This is a genomic window from Streptomyces muensis, assembly GCF_021474425.1.
Lineage (GTDB): Bacteria > Actinomycetota > Actinomycetes > Streptomycetales > Streptomycetaceae > Streptomyces > Streptomyces muensis.
Map to the genome: position 1 here is coordinate 19,766 of NZ_JAKEIP010000035.1, position 20,429 is coordinate 40,194.

The following is a 20,429-nucleotide window of genomic DNA, read 5'->3' on the forward strand; positions in this document are numbered from 1 at the left end:
TGCGGTGTCGCCGGGGTCGTGGTGTCGGCACCCCCTGTTCGCCTGGGGTTCATGGCTGGTGAGCTCTGTCGTCAGGTCGGGTCTCCCACTAGATTCGGGTCATGGCGGACACGAAGCGCGAAATCGAGCGGAAGTATGAATCCGACGACAGTGGCTTGCCCGACCTGACCGGCGTCGCAGGGGTCGCGGCCGTCATCGACAAGGGTGTCGCGCATCTGGACGCCACCTACTACGACACCGAGGACCAGCGCCTCGACGCCTCCTCGATCACGCTGCGCCGCAGAACGGGCGGCTCGGACGCCGGCTGGCATCTGAAGTTCCCCGTGGCGCCGGGCGTACGGGACGAGATCCAAGCCCCGTTGTCCGACACCCTGCCCCGCGCCCTCGCCGGTCTCGTCCGCTCCCGGGTCCGGGACGCCGAGCTGGTGCCCGTGGTCCGACTGCGCTCCGACCGTGATGTGCGCCACCTCGTGGACGCCGAGAGCCGGCTGCTCGCCGAGGTCAGTGTGGACGCCGTACGGGCGGAGCGCCTCACCGGAGGCGGCCGTACCGCCCAGTGGACCGAGATCGAGGTGGAACTGGCCGACGGCACCGACCCGGCGTTCCTCGACAAGGTCGAGAAGAAGCTGAAGAAGGCGGGTGTACGGCCCTCCGCCTCGGCCTCGAAGCTGAACCGGGCCCTGGCGGAGACGGCGCCGAAGAAGAAGCGGGGCAAGAAGGCGGGGGAGTCCGAGGCGAAGCCGGTCACCGCCGGGGACCACGTCCTGGCCTACCTGCGCGCACAGCGGGACGCGATCATCGAGCTCGATCCGGCCGTGCGGCGGGACGTGTACGACTCCGTGCACAAGATGCGGATCGCCACCCGGCGGATGCGCAGCGCCCTCAAGTCGTACCGCACGGTCCTCGACCGGGAGGTGACCGACCCGATCGGCGAGGAGCTGAAGTGGCTGGCCGGGGAGCTGGGCGTCGACCGGGACCAGGAGGTGCTCACCGAGCGGCTGACGGCGGCCGTCGACGAACTGCCGCGCGCGCTGACGGTCGGCCCGGTCCGTACCCGGCTGCGTACCTGGTCGCGTGCCCGCGGCGGGGGATCGCGGCGGCGTCTGACCGCCGTGCTCGACGGCACGCGCTATCTGCGGCTGCTGGAGTCCCTCGACGCCCTGGTGGCCGATCCGCCGCTGCTGAAGGCGGCCGGCGGCAAGCCGGAGAAGGCGGTCGGGAAGGCCGTACGGAAGGATCTGGCTCAGGTGTCCCGGCTGGTCGAGCAGGGGCTTGAGCTGGAGCCCGGCCAGGAGCGGGATCTCGCGCTGCACGAGGCGCGGAAGAAGGCCAAGCGGACTCGGTACGCGGCGGAGTCGGCGGTCCCGGCGCTGGGTGCCCCGGCCACCGCCCTGGTGAAGTCGATGAAGAGCCTCCAGAACCTCCTCGGCGACCACCAGGACAGCGTGATGACCCGGGAGGCCCTGCGGGAGCTGGCCCGGCAGGCGCACGGGGCGGGGGAGCCGTCGTTCACGTACGGGCTGCTGTACGGGCGTGAGGAGCGGCGGGCGGCCGAGGACGAGGCCCGGCTGCCCGGGCTGTGGCAGGAGATCAAGGGCGGGACGAGCATCTGAACGTGCGGGGTGCCGTCGCGGTCGCGTTAGGCTAGATGGTCACCCCTGTCAGTTCAGTCCAGCTCACGAAGGTTCGCGAGATGTCTGCCGAAGTCGCTGCGGCCGCCGAGTCCGTGTTTCCGCAGCTCGAAGCTCTGCTCCCGCATGTGCAGAAGCCGATCCAGTACGTCGGCGGAGAGCTCAACTCCACGGTCAAGCCGTGGGAGTCGTGCGACGTCCGCTGGGCGCTCATGTACCCCGACGCCTACGAGGTCGGGCTGCCCAACCAGGGCGTCATGATCCTCTACGAGGTGCTGAACGAGCAGGAGGGCGTCCTCGCCGAGCGCACGTACAGCGTGTGGCCGGACCTGGAGGCGCTGATGCGGGAGCACGGCGTGCCGCAGTTCACGGTGGACAGCCACCGGCCGGTGAAGGCCTTCGACGTGTTCGGGCTCAGCTTCTCCACCGAGCTCGGTTACACGAACATGCTCACGGCCCTGGACCTCGCAGGGATCCCCCTGGAGTCCAAGGACCGGACGATCGACGACCCGATCGTCCTGGCCGGCGGCCACGCGGCCTTCAACCCCGAGCCGATCGCCGACTTCATCGACGCGGCGATCATCGGCGACGGCGAGCAGGCCGTGCTCGACATGACGAAGATCATCCGTGACTGGAAGGCGGAGGGCCGCCCCGGCGGCCGCGAGGAGGTCCTGTTCCGCCTCGCGAAGACGGGCTCGGTGTACATCCCGGCGTTCTACGACGTCGAGTACCTCGCGGACGGCCGTATCGCCCGTGTCGTACCGAACAAGAGCGGTGTCCCGTGGCGTGTGTCCAAGCACACCGTCATGGACCTGGACGAGTGGCCCTACCCCAAGCAGCCCCTGGTCCCGCTCGCCGAGACGGTCCACGAGCGGATGTCGGTCGAGATCTTCCGCGGCTGCACCCGCGGCTGCCGCTTCTGCCAGGCCGGCATGATCACCCGCCCGGTGCGCGAGCGCTCCATCACCGGCATCGGCGAGATGGTCGAGAAGGGCCTGAAGGCGACCGGCTTCGAGGAGGTCGGCCTGCTGTCGCTCTCCTCGGCCGACCACAGCGAGATCGGCGACATCGCCAAGGGCCTGGCGGACCGCTACGAGGAGGACAAGATCGGTCTGTCCCTCCCGTCGACCCGCGTGGACGCCTTCAACGTCGACCTGGCCAACGAGCTGACCCGCAACGGCCGCCGCTCCGGACTGACCTTCGCCCCCGAGGGCGGCAGCGAGCGCATGCGCAAGGTCATCAACAAGATGGTGAGCGAAGAGGACCTGATCAGGACCGTCGCCACCGCCTACGGCAACGGCTGGCGGCAGGTGAAGCTGTACTTCATGTGCGGCCTGCCGACGGAGACGGACGAGGACGTCCTGCAGATCGCGGACATGGCGATGAACGTGATCGCCAAGGGCCGCGAGGTCTCGCGCTCCAACGACATCCGCTGCACGGTCTCGATCGGCGGCTTCGTCCCCAAGCCCCACACCCCGTTCCAGTGGGCCCCGCAGCTCTCCGCCGAGGAGACGGACGCCCGCCTGGAGAAGCTCCGCGACAAGATCCGCGGCGACAAGAAGTACGGCCGCTCGATCGGCTTCCGCTACCACGACGGCAAGCCCGGCATCGTCGAGGGCCTCCTCTCCCGCGGCGACCGCCGCATCGGCGCCGTCATCCGCGCGGTCTACGAGGACGGCGGCCGCTTCGACGGCTGGCGCGAGCACTTCTCCTACGACCGCTGGATGAGCTGCGCCGACAAGGCACTGGCCCCCTTCGGCGTCGACGTCGACTGGTACACCACCCGCGAGCGCACCTACGAGGAGGTCCTCCCCTGGGACCACCTGGACTCCGGCCTCGACAAGGACTGGCTCTGGGAGGACTGGCAGGACGCCCTCGACGAGACCGAGGTCGAGGACTGCCGGTGGACGCCGTGCTTCGACTGCGGGGTGTGCCCGCAGATGGATACGGCTATACAAATCGGCCCGACCGGTAAGAAGCTGCTGCCGCTGACGGTCAAGAACGCGGCGACGGCGCCTGGCGGGCACTCGCACTGAGGTGGGCGACGCTCGATCGGGGGATTGCGGCCCTGGCTGAAGCGAGCGAGGAAGAGGTGGCCGCCGCGCTGGCTGCTGTCGGAGCTGCTCAGGCCTCGCTGAGGCCCCGTACTGCAATATTGAGGCCCCTCTCTACAGACGGGCCTCAATGCTGTCCGACGCCGGTGAGCTGCCTGAATGGTCGGCTCAGCTTGCCTTTGGCAAGTTGATATCCAGGATGGTGATTGCTGGATAAAGTCGGATTGTTACTACTGGTTGCGGGGGTGACCAGGTTTTGGTCGGCGGTGCCGACGTCCCTGGGGAGGGCAGGTAGCGCATGAGTCGTCGCTCTGCTGGTTTGGTCGGCGTCTGGGCTGAGACACAGCGTCAGCAACAGCGCCAGATGGAAGCCGAGGCGAGGCAGCGCAGGGAGGAAGCCCGGCAGGTGCGGGCTTACCAGCGGCTCGCTGCTCAGGGGCATCGGGAGTTCCGGCAGGCGGAGGCCAGGCGACGTACGGAGGAGATCGAAGCCCAGGTCGTGTCCTTACAAGGGCTACTGGTCGCCGGTTGCCAGACCCCAGTCTTCAGAGCATCGTCCTTGATGCGCCCGGAAGAGATCGCGCCGTTCGATCCAGGGCCGCTTGCGTGGCCTGTGCGCATGCCGGATCAGAGCCAGTACCAGGCGCAGGGCGGCTGGACAGCAAGTCGGCGTGCACAAGCTCAGGCCGAGGCGCGCGCTCATTTCGAACGCGACTGGCACGCGGCGCAGGCTGCCGAAGCGCAGCGGCAACAGCAGTTAGCGGCCGCACAGCGGGACTATGAGCGGGACGCGGAGGCTCAGCGGTCGGAAATACGTAGGCACAACGCCGGCATCGTCGAGGTGACCGCGGGGGTGAGGCGAGGCGAGCCGGACTCCGTGATCGAGTATTTCTCGGCGGCGCTCTACTCGTCGACCGCCTGGCCCGAAGGGTTCCCGCGGCAGGTTGCCGCAGCTTTTGACCCAGCGGCCCGACAACTCGTCCTGGACTGGGAGATGCCCACGTACGACGTGGTACCTGAGGCGAAGTCGGTGAGGTACGTCCCTTCTCAGGATCAGGACAAGGTGACCGCTCGTCCCGTGACTCAGCGTCGGGCGCTGTACCGGGAGGTGCTGGCGCAGAGCATGCTGCTGGTGTTGCGTCAGCTGTTCGCCGCTGATGAGTACGGCATCCTCGACTCGGTCGCTTTGAACGGCTTCGTGGACGCACCCGACCCGGCGACGGGACGGCCATCGCACATCTTTCTGGCTACTGTCATGGCCGGACGGTCGGGCTTCACCGAACTGCATCTGGAGCAGGTGGATCCCGTCAGCTGTCTGACCGACGCTTTGCGCGGACAACTCGCCACTCGCCCCGATCAGCTCAGCTCGGTGCGGCCGAGCCGTCAGCCTCGGGACGTTGGTAACCACGTCGTCACCCATGGCGGGAATGAGGAGCCGGATCTGTACGACATGGATCCGATCGCCTTCGAGTCTCTGGTCGCGGAGTTGTTCCGTGCGATGGGGATGCAGGCGGTGACGACCGAGCGTTCGAACGACGGAGGCGTCGATGTCGACGCGATGGACCCGACACCGATCCGAGGCGGCAAGATCGTCGTACAGGTGAAGCGCTACCGGGCAACGGTGCCTCCAACGGCTGTGCGTGACCTGTACGGCACAGTCCAGGACCGCGGCGCCAACAAGGGTGTTCTGGTGACCACCTCGGCTTTCGGACCCGGCTCGCACACCTTCGCCCGTGGTAAGCCCCTGGAGCTCATCTCGGGCAGTGAGCTTGTCGATCTGCTGCACAGGCACGGGCTTCGTGGCCGTTTGGGAGAAGGACGGCGAGCGGCACCCACGCAGACGGCTTCGTCCGGGCCGGTAACCCCGCCTGACGACTACAACGTGCTGGGCATGATGTGGTCGGGGAACGTCGCTCTTGACGTGTGCGCACTCGTATGTCGGGGCAGTCGGGTCCTGAGCGAAGAGCACTTCGTGTTCTTCAACAACCCCCAGACTCCGGATGGTTCGGTGCGAGCTGTGCCGGCGCAAGCGCCGGACAAGGCAGCGATTCGTGTTTCCTTCGACGCGCTCCCGCAGGAGGCGGATCGGTTCGTGCTCGTGGCTGCTGTTGACCCAGAGGTGAATCCTGACGCCGACTTGTCAGGCTTCACCGAGGCCTGCATCCGGCTGCTGGACCCGGCGAGAGCGGAACTCGGCCGACTTGACGTCTCGGATGGCCGTTGCGGGGAGACAGCTCTGGTACTGGGCTCCTTCCGGCACCGGCCGAACGGTGACTGGGACTTCGTCCTCGGCGGAAAGGGCTACCCACGAGGTCTGGAACAGCTCCTTCAGGACTACGGCATCGAGGTGGAGTAGCACCACGCAGAACGCGGCGGCGGCGCCCGGCGGGCACTCGCGCTGAGGTGGGCGATGCTCGATCGGGTGGTTGAGGCCCTGGCGGGGACGAGTGAGGACGAGGTCGTGGCTGCGCTTGCCGCGGTAGGCGCTTCGCATGCTCGCCTCGCGGTACCGACAGCGGCCGCCGAACGCCGCTCCCGGGCCCTGCTGAGCGGGTCGGGTAGCCGGTGCTGTGCATCGATTTTGTCCGACCAGGCCAGGTGCCGCGCTCGGCCACGCTGGTTGTGACCGAGCGCCCTGTATGGCAGCGGGACGGGAGGGGCTCCTACCCGAGGTGGTGTCGGAATTCGCCACTAGGCTCCAGTGCCATGACCAGTGATCTCGGGTTCACCTGCTCGTGCTGCGGTGCCCACCACGCTGAGCTGCCGATGAACTACTCTGCCGAGGCCCCGGCTGTGTGGGATCCGGCGTTCGCCGACGCCGACGACTGCCTGCTCTCCTCGGACCAGTGCGTGGTACATGCGCAGCACTACTTCGTGAAGGGCATGATCGAGATACCGATCATCGACAGCGACGAGGTGTTCTCCTGGGGCGTCTGGGTTTCGCTCAGCCGCGAGAACTTCTCCCGCTCGGCGGACTTGTGGGACACGCTGGGCCGGGAGACCGAGAAGCCGTACTTCGGCTGGATGACCACTGATCTGCCGGTCTATTCGCCCACGACGCTCAATCTCAAGACCCACGTCCACACCCGCCCGGTTGGCGAGCGCCCCTACGTCGAACTGGAGCCCACTGAGCATCCCCTCGCCGTCGAACAGCGCACGGGGATCACCATGGACCGCGTGCGGGAGATCGCGGAGTCCGTGCTCCACGCCGACAGCAGCGAGGAGCAGTGATGGCCGGTGCATCGGCGTCGCCGATCCCGGTCGCGCCTTCAGGCTTGAGCCGCAGAGCCCAGAGGTTCCTTGAAGTGGCCGGCATCCGTGTCCCGGTGCAGGACCGCCGGCGGCACCACGAGGCCCGGGGCCGGTACGGGATCCCCGCGGCGGAGATCGCCCGGGCCGCGGAGTTTCAGGACCGCTGGGGCGGCCTTGCTCTGCCGCCGGCCCCGTTCTACGAGGGCGGCCCACGCATCCTGGACGCCGGCCATCCCGAGGGCTCGGCGACAGAGGGCTGGTCGTTCTCGGCCGGGAGCGGTCGGGTGTCCATGGCCTACGGATTCATGATCGGACCTGAAGGCGAGTTCGGGATTGATGCCAACCGCTGGACACCCCTGCACACCAGCACAGAAGGATGGGTGGAGTCCCTGGCGCTCGCCGCCCATGCCGGACGCTGGGCCAGGACCGTCACCAAGATCAGGGGCAAGGCCGTCGAGTCCCTGGACCTCGGTGGGTATGAGCCGGTGCCTGAGGTGCAGGGCCTGACCGATATGTGGTGGCGAGGCGAGGACTCGCTGATCGCCCTGTACCGCGGCGAAGCCGTCGGCCTTGACGCACCGCAATGCCTTGAGGCTCACGTCTACGGAGGCCTCGACGAGTGGGGCCTCCACGGCGGCTGACCGTTCACCAGCGCCTCCGGATCTGAGCACACAGTTGGCCGCAGATGGACACCCACATCCAGATCGGCCCGACCGGCAAGAAGCTGCTGCCGCTGACGGTCAAGAACGCGGCGGGGGCGCCTGGCGGGCACTCGCACTGACCGAGGTTCGCGAAGCGGCCACACACGTAGGACAGCCCCTGACCGGGAGAGGCCGGTCAGGGGCTGTCGTGCGTTCCCGGTCGCGAGCGGTGAGTCGGGAGCTGACCATGGGACAAGGCCGGGCCGCCCTCTGTGGATCTGTCGAGGAGAGAACATGGCTGACCAGCGCGACGGGACGGACCGCATCGTGGTCGGGGTGGACGGCTGGGACTCGTCGAAGCAGGCGCTGCGGTGGGCGGTGCGGCAGGCGGAGCTCACGCGCGGCGAGGTGCTGGCGGTGACCGCCTGGGACATGCCGCAGTTTCATGGCGCGCTCGGCTGGCTGCCCCCGTCCAGCAGCGACGAAGAGGCGCTGGAAGGCCGGGCGCGTGACGATCTCAAGCGGGCTGTCGAGGAGGCCGTGGGGTCGCGGCCACCGGTGGAGGTGCGGACCGAGGTGCACTACGGCACGCCCGCCAGTGTGCTGCTCCGCATGGCCCGGGACGCGTCCCTGCTCGTGGTCGGGAGCCGGGGGCTCGGGGGGTTCGCGGGGCTGCTGTTGGGGTCCGTCGCCCAGCACTGTGCGCAGCATGCGGCGTGTCCGGTCGTCGTGTTCCGGGAGGGTGGCGATCATGCCGGTGGCGATGGCGATGGGCCTCGCGGTGGACAGTGAGGCCGGTCGACGGTCCCGGCGTGCGGTCTGTCGGAGCAGATCAACCCGTCCACAGGAGAGTTCATGGGCAACTTCCCTCAGACGTTCCGCCGTGTCGGGATCATCGCCAGGGGCATGAAGCTCGGCCGGGCGAAGGCAGGTGCGTGGGCATGATCGACCGGCTCGCCGTCTTCGGTGCGACCGGGGACCTCACCGCCCGCTACCTGCTGCCGGCGCTGGCCGCGCTTCAGGAGGCGGGGCATCTCGGTGACCGGTTCCGGCTGACCGGTGCGAGCAGGGAGGAGTGGAGCAGTGAGCAGTTCCGGGAGTGGATCGGCGCCCAGCTCGACCGGCACGGCGGAGCGTATGCGGCGCAGGCGAGGGAGGCGATCGTGGGCGGGGCTCGCTATGTGCGGGCCGATGTCACCGGCTCCGCGGACATCGCCGAGGCCGGCATCGCCGAGGCCGTCGCCGGCGACGGACCGGTCGCCGTTTATCTCGCCCTCCCGCCGGCCCTCTTCCCGCGCGCGGTCACCGCACTGCACGAGGTGGGCCTGCCGAAGGGCAGCCGGATCGTGCTGGAGAAGCCGTTCGGCGAGGACCTGGCGAGCGCGCGGGAGCTGAACGGGCTGCTCGCCGACCTGGTGCCGGAGCAGGCGGTGTTCCGCGTCGACCACTTCCTGGCCATGACGACCGTCCAGAACGTGCTCGGCAGCCGCCTGGCCAACCGGATGCTGGAGCCCATCTGGAACAGCACGCACATCGCCGAAGTGGAGATCATCTGGGACGAGACGCTCGCGCTGGAAGGCAGGGCCGGCTACTACGACCACGTCGGCGCGCTCAAGGACATGATCCAGAACCACCTCCTCCAACTGCTCTGCCTGGTGGCCATGGAACCGCCGATCACCCTCGGCGAACGCGACCTGCGCGACCGGAAGGTCGACGTACTGCGTTCGGTGCGGCTGCTGACCGAGTACGACGTCGTGCACCGCACCCGCCGTGCGCGCTATCTGCCCGGCCGGATCGACGGCCACGACATTCCGGCCTACGTCGACGAGGAGGGCGTGAGCAGCGAGCGCCGTACCGAGACGTTCGCGGAGGTGGAGCTGGAACTGGACAGCTGGCGCTGGGCCGGCACCACCTTCCGGCTCCGCAGCGGCAAGGCCCTCAAGGAGGACCGCAAGGAGGTGGCGGTGCGCTTCCGCGCCGTGCCCCATCTGCCGTTCGGCCACCGTGGCGAAGCCCTGCCCAATGTGCTGCGCTTCCAGCTCGAACCGGAGGGTCTGACCCTCGATCTGACGGGCATCGGCTCCCAGGCGCACGAACTGACCCCGCTCTCGCTGACCGCGGCGATGGAACCCCCGGGCCTGCCCGCCTACGGCCGGCTGCTGCTCGACGTCCTGCGGGGCGACCCCGCTCTGTCCATCCGCGCTGACGAGGCCGAGGAGGCGTGGCGGGTCCTCGAACCCGTACTGGACGCCTGGGAGAAGGACCTCGTCCCGCTGGAGGAGTACCCGGCCGGCTCGGACGGGCCACCGCCGCCCTCGCCGTACGAGGAGGGCCTCCAGCGGCGGGAGGACCTGCTGCACGAGCCGGCGGCCCCGTCGGACGACATCTGAAGGCCCCCTCACCAGGGTGACGAGGACGTTCAGCCGCCGTCCCTTGCGGATGCCGCGTCCGCCAGGCGGCCGTCCGCGCGGTCCAGCCAGTGGCGGCGCAGGGCTTCCAGGACGATCGAGACGTCGAAGGAGGTCACGCCGGGGAGTTCGGCGAGGTCGTGGGTGAGGAAGTCGGCGAGGGCGCGTTCGTCGCGGAAGACGCCCTGGTGGACCACGCAGGAGTGGCCCGCGGTGGTGGAGACGTAGCGTGCCGAGGGGTGGGTGGACAGGGCCGTGGCGACGTCGGTGATCGCGCCGGGGGAGACCGTGAGGGCGACGACCGCCTCCAGGGCGTAGCCGAGCAGGGACGGTTCGATCTCCACGCGGGGGCGGACCAGGCCGCGTTGGAGCAGGGACTGGGTGAGGCGGTAGGCCGTGGACTGCCCGATGGCCAGTCGGCGGGAGATCTGGGCGGCGGTGGTACGGCCGTCCGCGGCGAGCAGGCCCAGGGTGCGCAGTTCGTCGTCGGTGAGCGGGGCGGGGCCGGGTGGCGGGCCGGTGGGGGTGTCCGGTGCCGCGTGGACGCTGAGGCGGTGGATCTGGGCGTCGGTGAGGCGGGGCAGGCGCCAGGCGTCGGACTTGGCGGTGGCGGAGAGGACGAGTTCGGAGCGGGCCGAGCGGACGCCGGGGGTGGCGGGGATGCTCCGGGTGAGCAGGTCGCGGACGTCGGCCCGGCGCTCGGGGAGGACCGAGCAGTAGACGTCCGTCGTGCCGGCGGTGACGGCGACCAGGGTCGTGCCGGGCAACTCGGCGAGCCGGCGGGCGACTTCGGGGGCGCCGCCCGGTTCCGCCGTCACCCAGACGTGCCAGGGATGGCCCTCGCCGGACACCGACCAGTCGAGCTGGCCGATCACCCGCAGCAGCCGGTCCGACTCCAGCCGGGCCAATCGGCGCCCCACGGTGCTCGCCGACACCCCCAGCGCCTCGGCGAGCAGGCTGAGGGGGGCACGCGGGGCGTGCTGGAGTGCGGCGACGAGGTCGAGGTCGTCAGCGTCCAGGAGCGACATGCCGTACATCGTCGTACATCCTGCCTGGACCGAATCGGTCAGGGGCTGATTTTTCTATGAACGATACGCTCGAAACTGACGCCGTTCTTGCATGAATCCTTCGGCTGGGGAGTCAATGGAAGGGTGGCTTCCAACCAGACCACCGAACAGGCCCCGCTCACCGGGCTGATGGCCCTGCTGGTCCGTGTCGAGCGAGTGGGCAACAAACTCCCCCACCCCTTCTGGCTGTTCGGCGTCCTCAGCGTCGTACTGGCCCTCGTCAGCTGGGCGTTGTCCGCCGCCGGCGCCTCCGCGGTGAACCCGGCCGGCGGCAGGACCGTCACCGTGCGCAGCCTCGTCTCGGGCGAGGGGCTGCGGATGATGATCGACGACGCGGTGACGAACTACGCCACCTTCCCGCCGCTCGGCACCATCCTGGTCGTCATGCTCGGCGTGGCCGTCGCCGACCGCTCGGGCCTGCTCCCGGCGATGCTGCGGGGCGCCGTCGCCCGGGTCCCGGCCCGGTGGCTGACGTTCACGCTGGCGTTCACCGCGATGGTCGCGCACGCCGCGTCCGACGCGGCCTACGTGGTGCTGGTGCCGCTCGGCGCGCTGGCCTTCAGGGCCGTCGGACGCAGCCCGATGCTCGGCGCGGTCGTGGCGTTCGTGTCGGTGTCCGCCGGATACGACGCGAGCCCGCTGGTCACCCCGACCGACGCCGTGCTCGCCGGGCTCACCACCGCCGCCGCGCAGACCGTCGACCCATCCTATGTCGTCAACCCGCTGTCCAACTACTTCTTCTCCATCGGGTCCTCGGTGGTGCTCGCCGCCGTCATCACCGTCGTCACCGAGAAGGTCATCGCCCGCCGCGTCGCGGCCATGCCGGACGAGCCCGAGCCCATGGACCAGGACACCGACGGCGACGAGCACACGCCCGCGCCCCTCACCCTCGGTGCCGACGAGCGGCGCGGGCTGCGCAACGCCGGATGGGCGCTGCTGGCGTCCGTCACGGTCGTCGTCGTGGCGATGATCCCGGGCTCCTCGCCCCTGCGGGGCGAGGGCGGCAGCATCGTGCGGTCGCCGGTGCTGACCGGGATCGCGGTGGTGCTCGCGGTGGCGTTCCTGATCGCGGGCGCCGTGTACGGGCGGGCCGTCGGCACCGTGCGCACCGGACAGGACATCCCCGACCACATGGCGAAGGGACTGCGCGAGATGGCGCCGATCCTGGTGCTGTTCTTCGCGGTCTCCCAGTTCCTGGCCTACTTCAAGTGGACCGGCGTGGGCGAGGTCATGGCGATCCGCGGCGCCGACCTGCTCAAGTCGGCGGGTATCACCGGAGGATGGGCGTTCCTCGGCATCCTCCTCGTCTGCACGGTGATCAACCTGCTCGTCACCAGCGGCTCCGCACAATGGGCCCTGGTCGGCCCGGTGTTCGTGCCGATGTTCATGCTGCTCGACATCCCGCCCGAGGTGACCCAGGCGGTCTACCGCATCGCCGACTCCTGCACCAACGCGGCCACCCCGATGAGCGCCTACTTCGTCATGACGCTCGGCGTCGTCCAGCGCTACCGCCGCTCGGCCGGCATCGGCACGCTTCTCTCCCTGACCCTGCCGCTGTGCCTGACCATGCTGGCCGCCTGGACGCTGCTGTTCTACGCCTGGTGGGCACTCGGCATACCGCTGGGCCCGGGAGTCCCCGTCCGCTGACCGCCACCGCCATCACACCCGTACGAGGAGAACCGCCCGTGCCGCCGCGCCGCATCGAGTCCCTGGCCCGCACCGCCCTGCCCGAGATCACCGACGACCTGCGCACCCTGGTCGAACTGGAAACCCCCAGCCACGACAAGGAACTGCTGGACAAGGGCCTGGCGGCCGTCGAACAGTGGACGCACCGCAGACTCGGCCCGCCCGACCGGGTACGACGCCATGACGGCGGCCCGCACGGCGACATGCTGGAGCTGTCGTACGGCGGAACAGCCCCGGCGACCGTCCTGGTGCTGTGCCACTACGACACCGTGTGGCCGGCCGACACCCTCGCCGAGTGGCCGTTCCGGGTGACCGAGGACGGCTCGGCGAGCGGGCCCGGCGCGTTCGACATGAAGCTGGGCCTGGTGCAGGCCGTGTGGGCGCTGCGGCTGCTGCGCGAACTGGAGCTGCCGCACCCCTCGGTACGCCTCTTCCTCAACGGCGACGAGGAGATCGGCAGCCCCGCCTCCCGCCCGCACATCGAACGGCTGAGCGAGGACGCGGCGGCCACGCTGGTGTGCGAGGCGGCGGCCGGACCGGAGGGGGCGCTGAAGACCTCCCGCAAGGGCGTCGGGCTGTTCGAGGTGACCGTGACGGGCGTCGAGGCGCACGCGGGCCTCGACCCCTACGCGGGCGCGAGCGCCGTGCACGCCCTCGCCGAACTGGTCACCCGGATCGCCGCCCTGGGCTCCCGGGAGCGCGGCACGACCGTCAACGTCGGCGTGATCAGCGGCGGTACCGGCACCAACGTCATCGCCGGGCACGCCCACTGCGCCATCGACGTGCGCATCGCCGTCCCCGCCGAGGCGGCCCGTATCGACGCCGCGCTGGCCGCCCTGCGGCCCGCCGACCCGCGCGTCCGGGTCACCGTCACCGGCGGCTGGAACCGCCCGCCCATGGTGCCCGACCCCGGCTCCCAGCTCCTGTTCAAACAGGCGCAGTCGATCGCCGGCGAGCTGGGGTGGCGGCTCGCGGAGACCTCCGTCGGCGGCGCCAGCGACGGCAACTTCGTCGCCGCCCTCGGCCGGCCCGTCCTGGACGGCCTCGGCGCGGTCGGCGGCGGCGCCCACGCCCGCCACGAGCACGTCCTGCTGGACCACGTCCCCGCGCGGACGGCACTGCTGGCGGGGCTGCTCACGGCGTGCGCGCAGTAGCCACTCAGGAGCCGGCGAAGTAGTTGCCGGATCGTGTCCCCGACCCGCATCCGAGCGGCCCGCTCCCCGCGTCTACGACGGTATGGATCTCGAGAAGCCACCACCGCCGCCCCGCCCGGCACCCCAGGAACCCCAGGGGTGCCTGGTGGCCGCGATCCGCATACCGGTGCGGATCGTCGTGCTCGTGCTGGTCGTGCCGGTGCGGATGGCGTGGGACGCGCTCGTCGTCGCCGGACGCTTCCTGAACGACACCGTGCTGCGGCCGGTGGGCCGGGCGCTGCTGTGGCTCGGGCGGGCGCTGTTCGTGTGGCCGTTCGTGGCGCTGTGGCGATACGTCGTGGTCCCCGTGGCGCGGGGGCTCGCCTGGCTCGGGAACATCCTCTTCGTCGTGCCCCTCGTGTGGCTGTACCGGTACGTCCTGACTCCGGTCGGGCACGCGTGCGCGTGGCTGGCGCGAGGGATCGGGGCCGGCCTGGCGTGGCTCTACGCGCGCGTGCTCACTCCGATCGGGCATGCGGTGATGTGGGTCCTGCGCGGCCTGGGCGCCGTGCTCGCCGCGATCGGGCTCGGCCTCTTCGCCGCGGTGGCCTGGCTGGCGCGGTACCTCCTCGTCGTCCCGGCACTGTGGGTGTACGAGTGGATCCTCACGCCGGTCGGCCGGGCCGTCGCCTGGTGCGCGAGGGGCCTCGTATGGCTGCTGGGCACGATCTTCACCGGCATCGGGATCTCCCTGTACTGGATCGCGCGCGTGCTGCTCGTCCTGCCCGCGCTGGCCCTGTACCGCTGGGTCCTCGCCCCCGTCGGCCGCGTCCTCGCCGTCGTCGGCAAGGAGATCTGGGACGCGCTCGGTCACGCCTGGCGGGTCGCCGGGCGGATCTCGCTCGCCGTCGGACGGTTCCTCGCGAACCTCTTCCGGTGGACCTTCGTGGAGCCGGTGCGCTGGGTGTACCGGACGGTGCTGACACCGGTCGGACACGTCGTCCGGGACGCCGTGCTGCGGCCCGTCGCCGAGGCCGCGCGCAGTGTGGGACGCGCCACCCGGCAGGCCCTCACCGCCGCCCGCGAGTCCGTACGGCAGGCCCGGGCCGACTTCCGCCGGATGCTCTTCGGCGAGCCGAAGCAGCCCGAAGCAGTCGCCCGGCGGGAACCTCCGGGCCGCGAGACACGTACTCTTGGTAGCAGTACGACCGCTCTCACGAAGGACTGAACGACACTGGGCAAGCGACAGCCCGTAGGCCCGCCGCCCGCACCCGCGGTGCAGCGCATCCGACTGCGCTACACCAAGCGCGGCCGCCTCCGGTTCACCAGCCACCGTGACTTCCAGCGCGCCTTCGAGCGTGCGCTGCGCCGTGCCGAGGTGCCGATGGCGTACTCGGCGGGGTTCACGCCGCATCCGAAGGTGTCGTACGCCAATGCCGCACCCACCGGCACGGGCAGTGAGGCGGAGTACCTGGAGATCGCGCTCACCGAGGCGCGCGATCCGGAGCAGCTCAGGCTGCTCCTCGACGAGTCGATGCCCGCCGGGCTCGATGTCGTCGAGTCGGTCGAGGCCCGCACCTCAGGGCTCGCCGACCGGCTCACGGCGTCGGTCTGGGAGCTGCGGCTCGACGGCGTGGACCCGGCCGAGGCCGACCGCGCGGTCGCCGCCTTCAACGCCGCCGAGGCCGTCGAGGTCCAGCGCATGACCAAGAACGGCGTACGCACCTTCGACGCCCGTCCGGCGGTCGTCCACCTGAAAAGCACCAACGGAACAGAAACGCACAGTTCGGCCGCTGATAGGCCGACCGACCAGCCCTGTGCGATACTGCGGCTGGTTGTTCGGCACGTGACGCCTGCCGTACGACCCGACGACGTCCTGTCCGGTCTCCGCGCCGTGGCCGACCTGGCGCCGCCGGTCCCCGCAGCGGTGACCAGGCTGGCGCAGGGGCTGTTCGATGAAGAGACCGGCACGGTGACCGACCCGCTCGCGCCCGACCGCGAGGCAGCGACGGCCCCAACCGAGGCCGAGACCGCTGCCGCCGCGACGGCGCCGGCGTAAGGAAGGTTCCGCGTAGGGACGGACGTCGAAGCGCCGCCCTCGTACTCGGGAGCCACCTGGGTCGGGCAGCGCACCGACCAGAAGACTTTCGCCAGGCCGTACGCATTCGGCGTACGGAACCGGCGAGACAGGACACAGAGAGCTCCCGTGCGGCGCCCGCGCCCCGGACGGCGGCAGTCGCGCAACGCGCGAGCCGCGGACGTCACCGGCATATCGCCGGACCAGGTGCGGCGCCCGGGAGCCTGACGGGAGAAACGCCCGCATGCTCGAACCGACCGAACCCACTCAGGGTTCCGAAGAACTGAACACGCCCAGCGACACCCTGCCGCCGCGTCGCCGGCGCCGTGCCGCTTCCCGCCCGGCGGGCCCGCCGGCGGCTGGCGCCGAGGCCCAGCTCGCAGAGGTTGTCGAGCCGGCCATACCGGTCGCCGAGACCGCCGATCTGGCGGCGCTGAGCGACGAGACCGAGACGGCCGAGAAGCCGGACGAGAGCGTCGAGGCAGTCGAGGCCGAGGAGAGCGCGGAGACCACGGAAGCCGAAGCGGCGGAAGAGGTGGCGGAAGCCGCACCTGCCGGCCGTACGCGTCGCCGTGCGGTGCGGCGCGCGTCCGCGCCCGTCGGGGCGCCGGCCGCCGCGGAGGCCGCCGAGACCGTGGTGCCCGTGGCCGCCGCCGCGCCGGTCGCCGAGGAGGCCCCGGCCGCCGCCGAGAGCACCGAGGTGACCGAGGAGGCGGCGCCGCCCCGTACCCGTCGCCGTGCGGTGCGCCGCGCGTCCGCCCCGGCCGGCGCTCCCGCTGCCGCCGAGGCCGCCGAGAGCACCGCCCCCGCCGAGGTGCCCGCCACCGCTGAGGCGGAGGAGACCACCGAGACGGCCGAGGTCGCCGAGGAAGCCGCCCCGCGTCGTACGCGTCGCCGTGCCACGCGTCGGGTGTCCGCGCCCGCCGGTGCTCCGGCCGACGAGAGCGCCGAGGCGCCCGTGAGTGCCGAAGCCCCCGCTGAGCCGGAGACGGAGGAGACCGCTGAGGTCGCCGAGGAGGCCGCCCCGCGTCGTACGCGTCGGCGTGCCACCCGCCGGGTCTCCGCGCCCGCCGAGGCCGCTGCCGAGCAGGCCGCCGAGGAGGCGCCCGCCGAGACCGCCGTGACGGCGGAGACGCCCGTCACCCCCGGTATCGAGACCGAGGCAGCCGCCGTCGCCGGTGTCACCGCGCCCGCCGAGGCGCCCGCCGCCGAGGCCGACGAGGAGGCCGGCCCCCGCCGTCGTCGTCGGGCCGTCCGTCGGGCCGCCGCCGGGTTCGCCGAGCCCGCCCAGTCCGCCGCAGCCGAGGCCCCCGAGGCTCCGCGCCCGGCGCGCCCCGCCATGGCCGTGTTCCAGGCGCCCGTGTTCACCGAGCCGCAGTTCCAGACGCCCCAGCGGGCTGCCGCCGAGGCGGCGGCCGAGGTCGCGGAGCCCGAGGACGTGGACGTGGACGTGGCGGAGGCTCCCGCGGAGGAGCAGCCCGCTGCCGCGCGGCGTCGTCGTCGGCGCCGTGGCGCCGGGTACGGCGAGGAGGCCGAGGCCCAGGCCGTCGGGACCGCCACCGAGGACGAGACCGAGGAGGCCGAGGAGGCCGCCGAGGACGTCGTCGAGGGCGAGGACACCGACGAGACCGAGGAGACCGGGTCGCGTCGGCGCCGTCGGCGCGGTGGTCGCCGCCGCCGTCGCGGTGAGGCCTCGGACGCCGAGTCCGAGGGCGGTGACGCCGAAGGCGACGAGGTCGCCGCCGAGCAGGCCGCGCAGGACGCCGAGGACACCGCCGAGCAGGAGGAAGAGGACGAGGAGGACGCTCGCGGCGAGGAAGGCGGCGGGTCCAGCTCCAGCAGCCGTCGCCGGCGTCGTCGGCGCCGTCGTGCCGGGGACTCCTCCGTCGACACCGAGCCCGGTGACGGCGACCCCGAGCGCACCGTCGTCAAGGTCCGCGAGCCCCGCCCGAAGTCCGAGCCGTCCGACGAGGTGCAGTCCATCAAGGGCTCCACACGTCTGGAGGCCAAGAAGCAGCGCCGCCGCGAGGGCCGTGAGCAGGGCCGCCGCCGCGTCCCGATCATCACCGAGGCCGAGTTCCTCGCCCGCCGCGAGGCCGTCGAGCGCGTGATGGTCGTCCGCCAGCACGGCGACCGTACGCAGATCGGCGTCCTCGAGGACAACGTGCTCGTCGAGCACTACGTCAACAAGGAGCAGGCCACCTCGTACGTCGGCAACGTCTACCTGGGCAAGGTCCAGAACGTGCTGCCGTCGATGGAGGCCGCCTTCATCGACATCGGCAAGGGACGCAATGCCGTCCTGTACGCGGGTGAGGTGAACTTCGAGGCGCTCGGCATGGCCAACGGCCCCCGGCGCATCGAGTCCGCCCTGAAGTCCGGCCAGTCGGTCCTGGTCCAGGTGACGAAGGACCCGATCGGCCACAAGGGCGCCCGACTGACCAGCCAGGTCTCCCTCCCGGGCCGCTACCTCGTGTACGTCCCCGAGGGCTCGATGACCGGGATCAGCCGCAAGCTGCCCGACACCGAGCGCGCCCGGCTGAAGACGATCCTCAAGAAGATCGTCCCGGAGGACGCGGGCGTCATCGTGCGCACCGCCGCCGAGGGCGCGAGCGAGGACGAGCTGCGCCGCGACGTCGAGCGGCTCCAGGCGCAGTGGGAGGACATCCAGAAGAAGTCGAAGAACGGCAACGCGCCGACGCTGCTGTACGGCGAGCCGGACATGACCGTCCGGGTCGTCCGGGACATCTTCAACGAGGACTTCTCCAAGGTCGTCGTCAGCGGTGACGAGGCCTGGGAGACCGTCCACGGGTATGTCTCCCACGTGGCGCCGGACCTCGCGGAGCGGCTCCAGAAGTGGACGAGCGAGGTCGACGTCTTCGCCACGTACCGGATCGACGAGCAGCTCGCCAAGGCGCTGGACCGCAAGGTGTGGCTGCCCAGCGGTGGTTCGCTGGTGATCGACCGGACCGAGGCGATGGTCGTCGTCGACGTCAACACCGGCAAGTTCACCGGTCAGGGCGGCAACCTGGAAGAGACCGTCACCAGGAACAACCTGGAGGCGGCCGAGGAGATCGTCCGCCAGCTGCGGCTGCGCGACCTCGGCGGCATCATCGTCATCGACTTCATCGACATGGTGCTGGAGTCCAACCGGGACCTGGTGCTGCGGCGCCTGCTGGAGTGCCTGGGCCGGGACCGTACGAAGCACCAGGTGGCGGAGGTGACCTCGCTGGGGCTCGTGCAGATGACCCGCAAGCGGGTCGGGCAGGGTCTGCTGGAGTCGTTCTCCGAGACCTGCGTCCACTGCAACGGCCGCGGTGTCATCGTGCACATGGAGCAGCCGACGGCCGCCGGTGGTGGCGGCAAGCGCAAGAAGCGCGCGCGGGCCGGTGCCGGTCCCGAGCACGTCCACGAGGCCGCCGTCGCCGTCGAGCCGGTCGAGACGGCCGAGGAGGAGGCGGAGACCGAGGCCGAGGTGGCTGCCGAGGCCGCCGAGCCCGCCGCGCTCCCGGAGCCCGCGTTCGCGCCGGACGAGGAGCTGTACAGCAGCGTCGCCGAGGCGGAGGCCGCGGCCGGCCGCGGTGGCCGTTCGCGGCGCCGTGGCGGTCGGCGGGCGTCGGCCCCTGCGGGTGCGCCCAGGAAGTCCGAGGCCGTTCCCACGGCCCAGGACGTGACCGTCGCCGACGAGGTCGCGCGTCCGGTGCAGCCGGAGTCGGCCGCCGAGGCGAAGGCCGAGCCGGTGGCGGTGGAGGACGCGGTCGTCGGGGCCCCGGCCACCGAGGCCCCGGCTGTCGAGGAGGCGGCGCCCAAGGGGCGTACGCGGCGTCGCGCCACCCGTAAGGTGTCCGCGCCCGCCGGGTCGCCCGCGGGGGCCGAGGCCACCGTGGTGACCGTCGCCGAGACCGCGTCGCCGGCGCCCGAGCAGGTGGCGCAGGCCCCGGCCGAGGCTCCGGTGGAGCAGGCGGAGGCGCCTGCGGTCGAGGCGGTCGCCGAGAGCGCGGCTCCGGCCCGGCCGCGGCGCCGAGCCGTGCGCAAGGCCACCGCGCCGACCGCCTCCGAGGACACGGCCGTCGTGGTCGTCCCGGCCGCGGAGAGCGAGGCCGCCGAGGAGGGCGTCGAGGAGACGGCTCCGGCCAAGAAGACGGCCCGTAAGACGGCCAAGAAGGCGACGGCGAAGAAGGCCGCCACCAAGAAGACCGCGGCCAAGAAGACGGTCGCGAAGAAGGCGACGGCCAAGAAGGCGGCGAAGACCGCCAAGACGGCCGCGGCCAAGTCGGCGGCGAAGAAGACCGTGGCGGCGGAGCAGAAGGCGTCGTCCGTCTCGGCCTCGACGGAGGACTGACCGGCACGGCTGGTCGGCACGACTGACCGGCACAACTGAAGGGCCTCGGGGTCACCAGACCTCGGGATCACCCGGCCCGACGCGAGCGCGGGGCACTGGAACTCATCCGGTGCCCCGCGCTTCGGCGTTCATGGCTTCCAC

Annotated in this window: 13 protein-coding genes; 12 read left to right on the plus strand and 1 reads right to left on the minus strand. The window is 71.2% G+C overall.

The window, feature by feature from the left end; genetic code table 11:
- Positions 1 to 101: 101 nt before the first annotated feature.
- From L0P92_RS12290 to L0P92_RS12320, 7 genes are all read left to right on the plus strand, one after another.
- Positions 102 to 1,613 carry a CYTH and CHAD domain-containing protein gene (locus tag L0P92_RS12290; protein ID WP_234762597.1) on the plus strand — a complete coding sequence of 504 codons (1,512 nt, stop codon included), beginning with the start codon at positions 102 to 104 and terminating at the stop codon, positions 1,611 to 1,613.
- A gap of 80 nt (positions 1,614 to 1,693) precedes the next feature.
- A complete protein-coding gene (locus L0P92_RS12295) occupies positions 1,694 to 3,667 on the plus strand; it encodes a TIGR03960 family B12-binding radical SAM protein (RefSeq protein ID WP_234762598.1) in 1,974 nt (657 codons plus the stop codon).
- A gap of 316 nt (positions 3,668 to 3,983) precedes the next feature.
- On the plus strand, positions 3,984 to 6,041 hold the full coding sequence (locus L0P92_RS12300) for a restriction endonuclease (protein WP_234762599.1): 2,058 nt from the start codon (positions 3,984 to 3,986) through the stop codon (positions 6,039 to 6,041).
- A 410-nt stretch (positions 6,042 to 6,451) separates the two neighbouring features.
- Positions 6,452 to 6,916, plus strand: a complete 465-nt coding sequence (locus L0P92_RS12305) for a DUF2199 domain-containing protein (RefSeq protein ID WP_234762619.1) — start codon at positions 6,452 to 6,454, stop codon at positions 6,914 to 6,916.
- A complete protein-coding gene (locus L0P92_RS12310; protein WP_234762600.1) occupies positions 6,916 to 7,578 on the plus strand; it encodes a hypothetical protein in 663 nt (220 codons plus the stop codon). Before L0P92_RS12305 ends, L0P92_RS12310 begins: the two co-directional genes overlap by 1 nt.
- Before the next feature lie 294 nt (positions 7,579 to 7,872).
- Positions 7,873 to 8,370, plus strand: a complete 498-nt coding sequence (locus L0P92_RS12315; protein ID WP_234762601.1) for a universal stress protein — start codon at positions 7,873 to 7,875, stop codon at positions 8,368 to 8,370.
- A gap of 149 nt (positions 8,371 to 8,519) precedes the next feature.
- A complete protein-coding gene (locus L0P92_RS12320) occupies positions 8,520 to 9,968 on the plus strand; it encodes a glucose-6-phosphate dehydrogenase (RefSeq protein ID WP_234762602.1) in 1,449 nt (482 codons plus the stop codon).
- 29 nt (positions 9,969 to 9,997) lie between these two features.
- Here L0P92_RS12320 and L0P92_RS12325 read toward each other — a convergent pair whose 3' ends face one another.
- Positions 9,998 to 11,014: an Lrp/AsnC family transcriptional regulator gene (locus L0P92_RS12325; protein WP_234762603.1), complete on the minus strand. Its 1,017-nt coding sequence runs from the start codon at positions 11,012 to 11,014 to the stop codon at positions 9,998 to 10,000.
- Between the two features lie 123 nt (positions 11,015 to 11,137).
- Between L0P92_RS12325 and L0P92_RS12330 the strand changes: the two genes are divergently transcribed.
- From L0P92_RS12330 to L0P92_RS12350, 5 genes are all read left to right on the plus strand, one after another.
- Positions 11,138 to 12,700, plus strand: a complete 1,563-nt coding sequence (locus L0P92_RS12330) for an AbgT family transporter (RefSeq protein ID WP_234762604.1) — start codon at positions 11,138 to 11,140, stop codon at positions 12,698 to 12,700.
- A gap of 38 nt (positions 12,701 to 12,738) precedes the next feature.
- Complete coding sequence (locus tag L0P92_RS12335) at positions 12,739 to 13,893, plus strand: M20 family metallopeptidase (RefSeq protein WP_234762605.1); 1,155 nt, start codon at positions 12,739 to 12,741, stop codon at positions 13,891 to 13,893.
- An 82-nt stretch (positions 13,894 to 13,975) separates the two neighbouring features.
- Positions 13,976 to 15,100 carry a hypothetical protein gene (locus L0P92_RS12340; protein WP_234762606.1) on the plus strand — a complete coding sequence of 375 codons (1,125 nt, stop codon included), beginning with the start codon at positions 13,976 to 13,978 and terminating at the stop codon, positions 15,098 to 15,100.
- A gap of 48 nt (positions 15,101 to 15,148) precedes the next feature.
- Positions 15,149 to 15,931, plus strand: coding sequence for a TIGR03936 family radical SAM-associated protein (locus L0P92_RS12345; protein ID WP_234762607.1), 783 nt, complete (start codon positions 15,149 to 15,151; stop codon positions 15,929 to 15,931).
- Positions 15,932 to 16,193: 262 nt separating this feature from the next.
- On the plus strand, positions 16,194 to 20,288 hold the full coding sequence (locus L0P92_RS12350) for an Rne/Rng family ribonuclease (RefSeq protein WP_234762608.1): 4,095 nt from the start codon (positions 16,194 to 16,196) through the stop codon (positions 20,286 to 20,288).
- Positions 20,289 to 20,429: the final 141 nt, after the last annotated feature.

Coding starts and splice junctions, on each gene's coding strand:
- L0P92_RS12300 (WP_234762599.1), top strand. CDS start 3,984: ATGAGTCGTCGCTCTGCTGGTTTGGTCGGCGTCTGGGCTGAGACACAG.
- L0P92_RS12305 (WP_234762619.1), top strand. CDS start 6,452: ATGAACTACTCTGCCGAGGCCCCGGCTGTGTGGGATCCGGCGTTCGCC.
- L0P92_RS12315 (WP_234762601.1), top strand. CDS start 7,873: ATGGCTGACCAGCGCGACGGGACGGACCGCATCGTGGTCGGGGTGGAC.
- L0P92_RS12295 (WP_234762598.1), top strand. CDS start 1,694: ATGTCTGCCGAAGTCGCTGCGGCCGCCGAGTCCGTGTTTCCGCAGCTC.
- L0P92_RS12340 (WP_234762606.1), top strand. CDS start 13,976: ATGGATCTCGAGAAGCCACCACCGCCGCCCCGCCCGGCACCCCAGGAA.
- L0P92_RS12325 (WP_234762603.1), bottom strand. CDS start 11,014: ATGTCGCTCCTGGACGCTGACGACCTCGACCTCGTCGCCGCACTCCAG.
- L0P92_RS12310 (WP_234762600.1), top strand. CDS start 6,916: ATGGCCGGTGCATCGGCGTCGCCGATCCCGGTCGCGCCTTCAGGCTTG.
- L0P92_RS12290 (WP_234762597.1), top strand. CDS start 102: ATGGCGGACACGAAGCGCGAAATCGAGCGGAAGTATGAATCCGACGAC.
- L0P92_RS12320 (WP_234762602.1), top strand. CDS start 8,520: ATGATCGACCGGCTCGCCGTCTTCGGTGCGACCGGGGACCTCACCGCC.
- L0P92_RS12350 (WP_234762608.1), top strand. CDS start 16,194: ATGCTCGAACCGACCGAACCCACTCAGGGTTCCGAAGAACTGAACACG.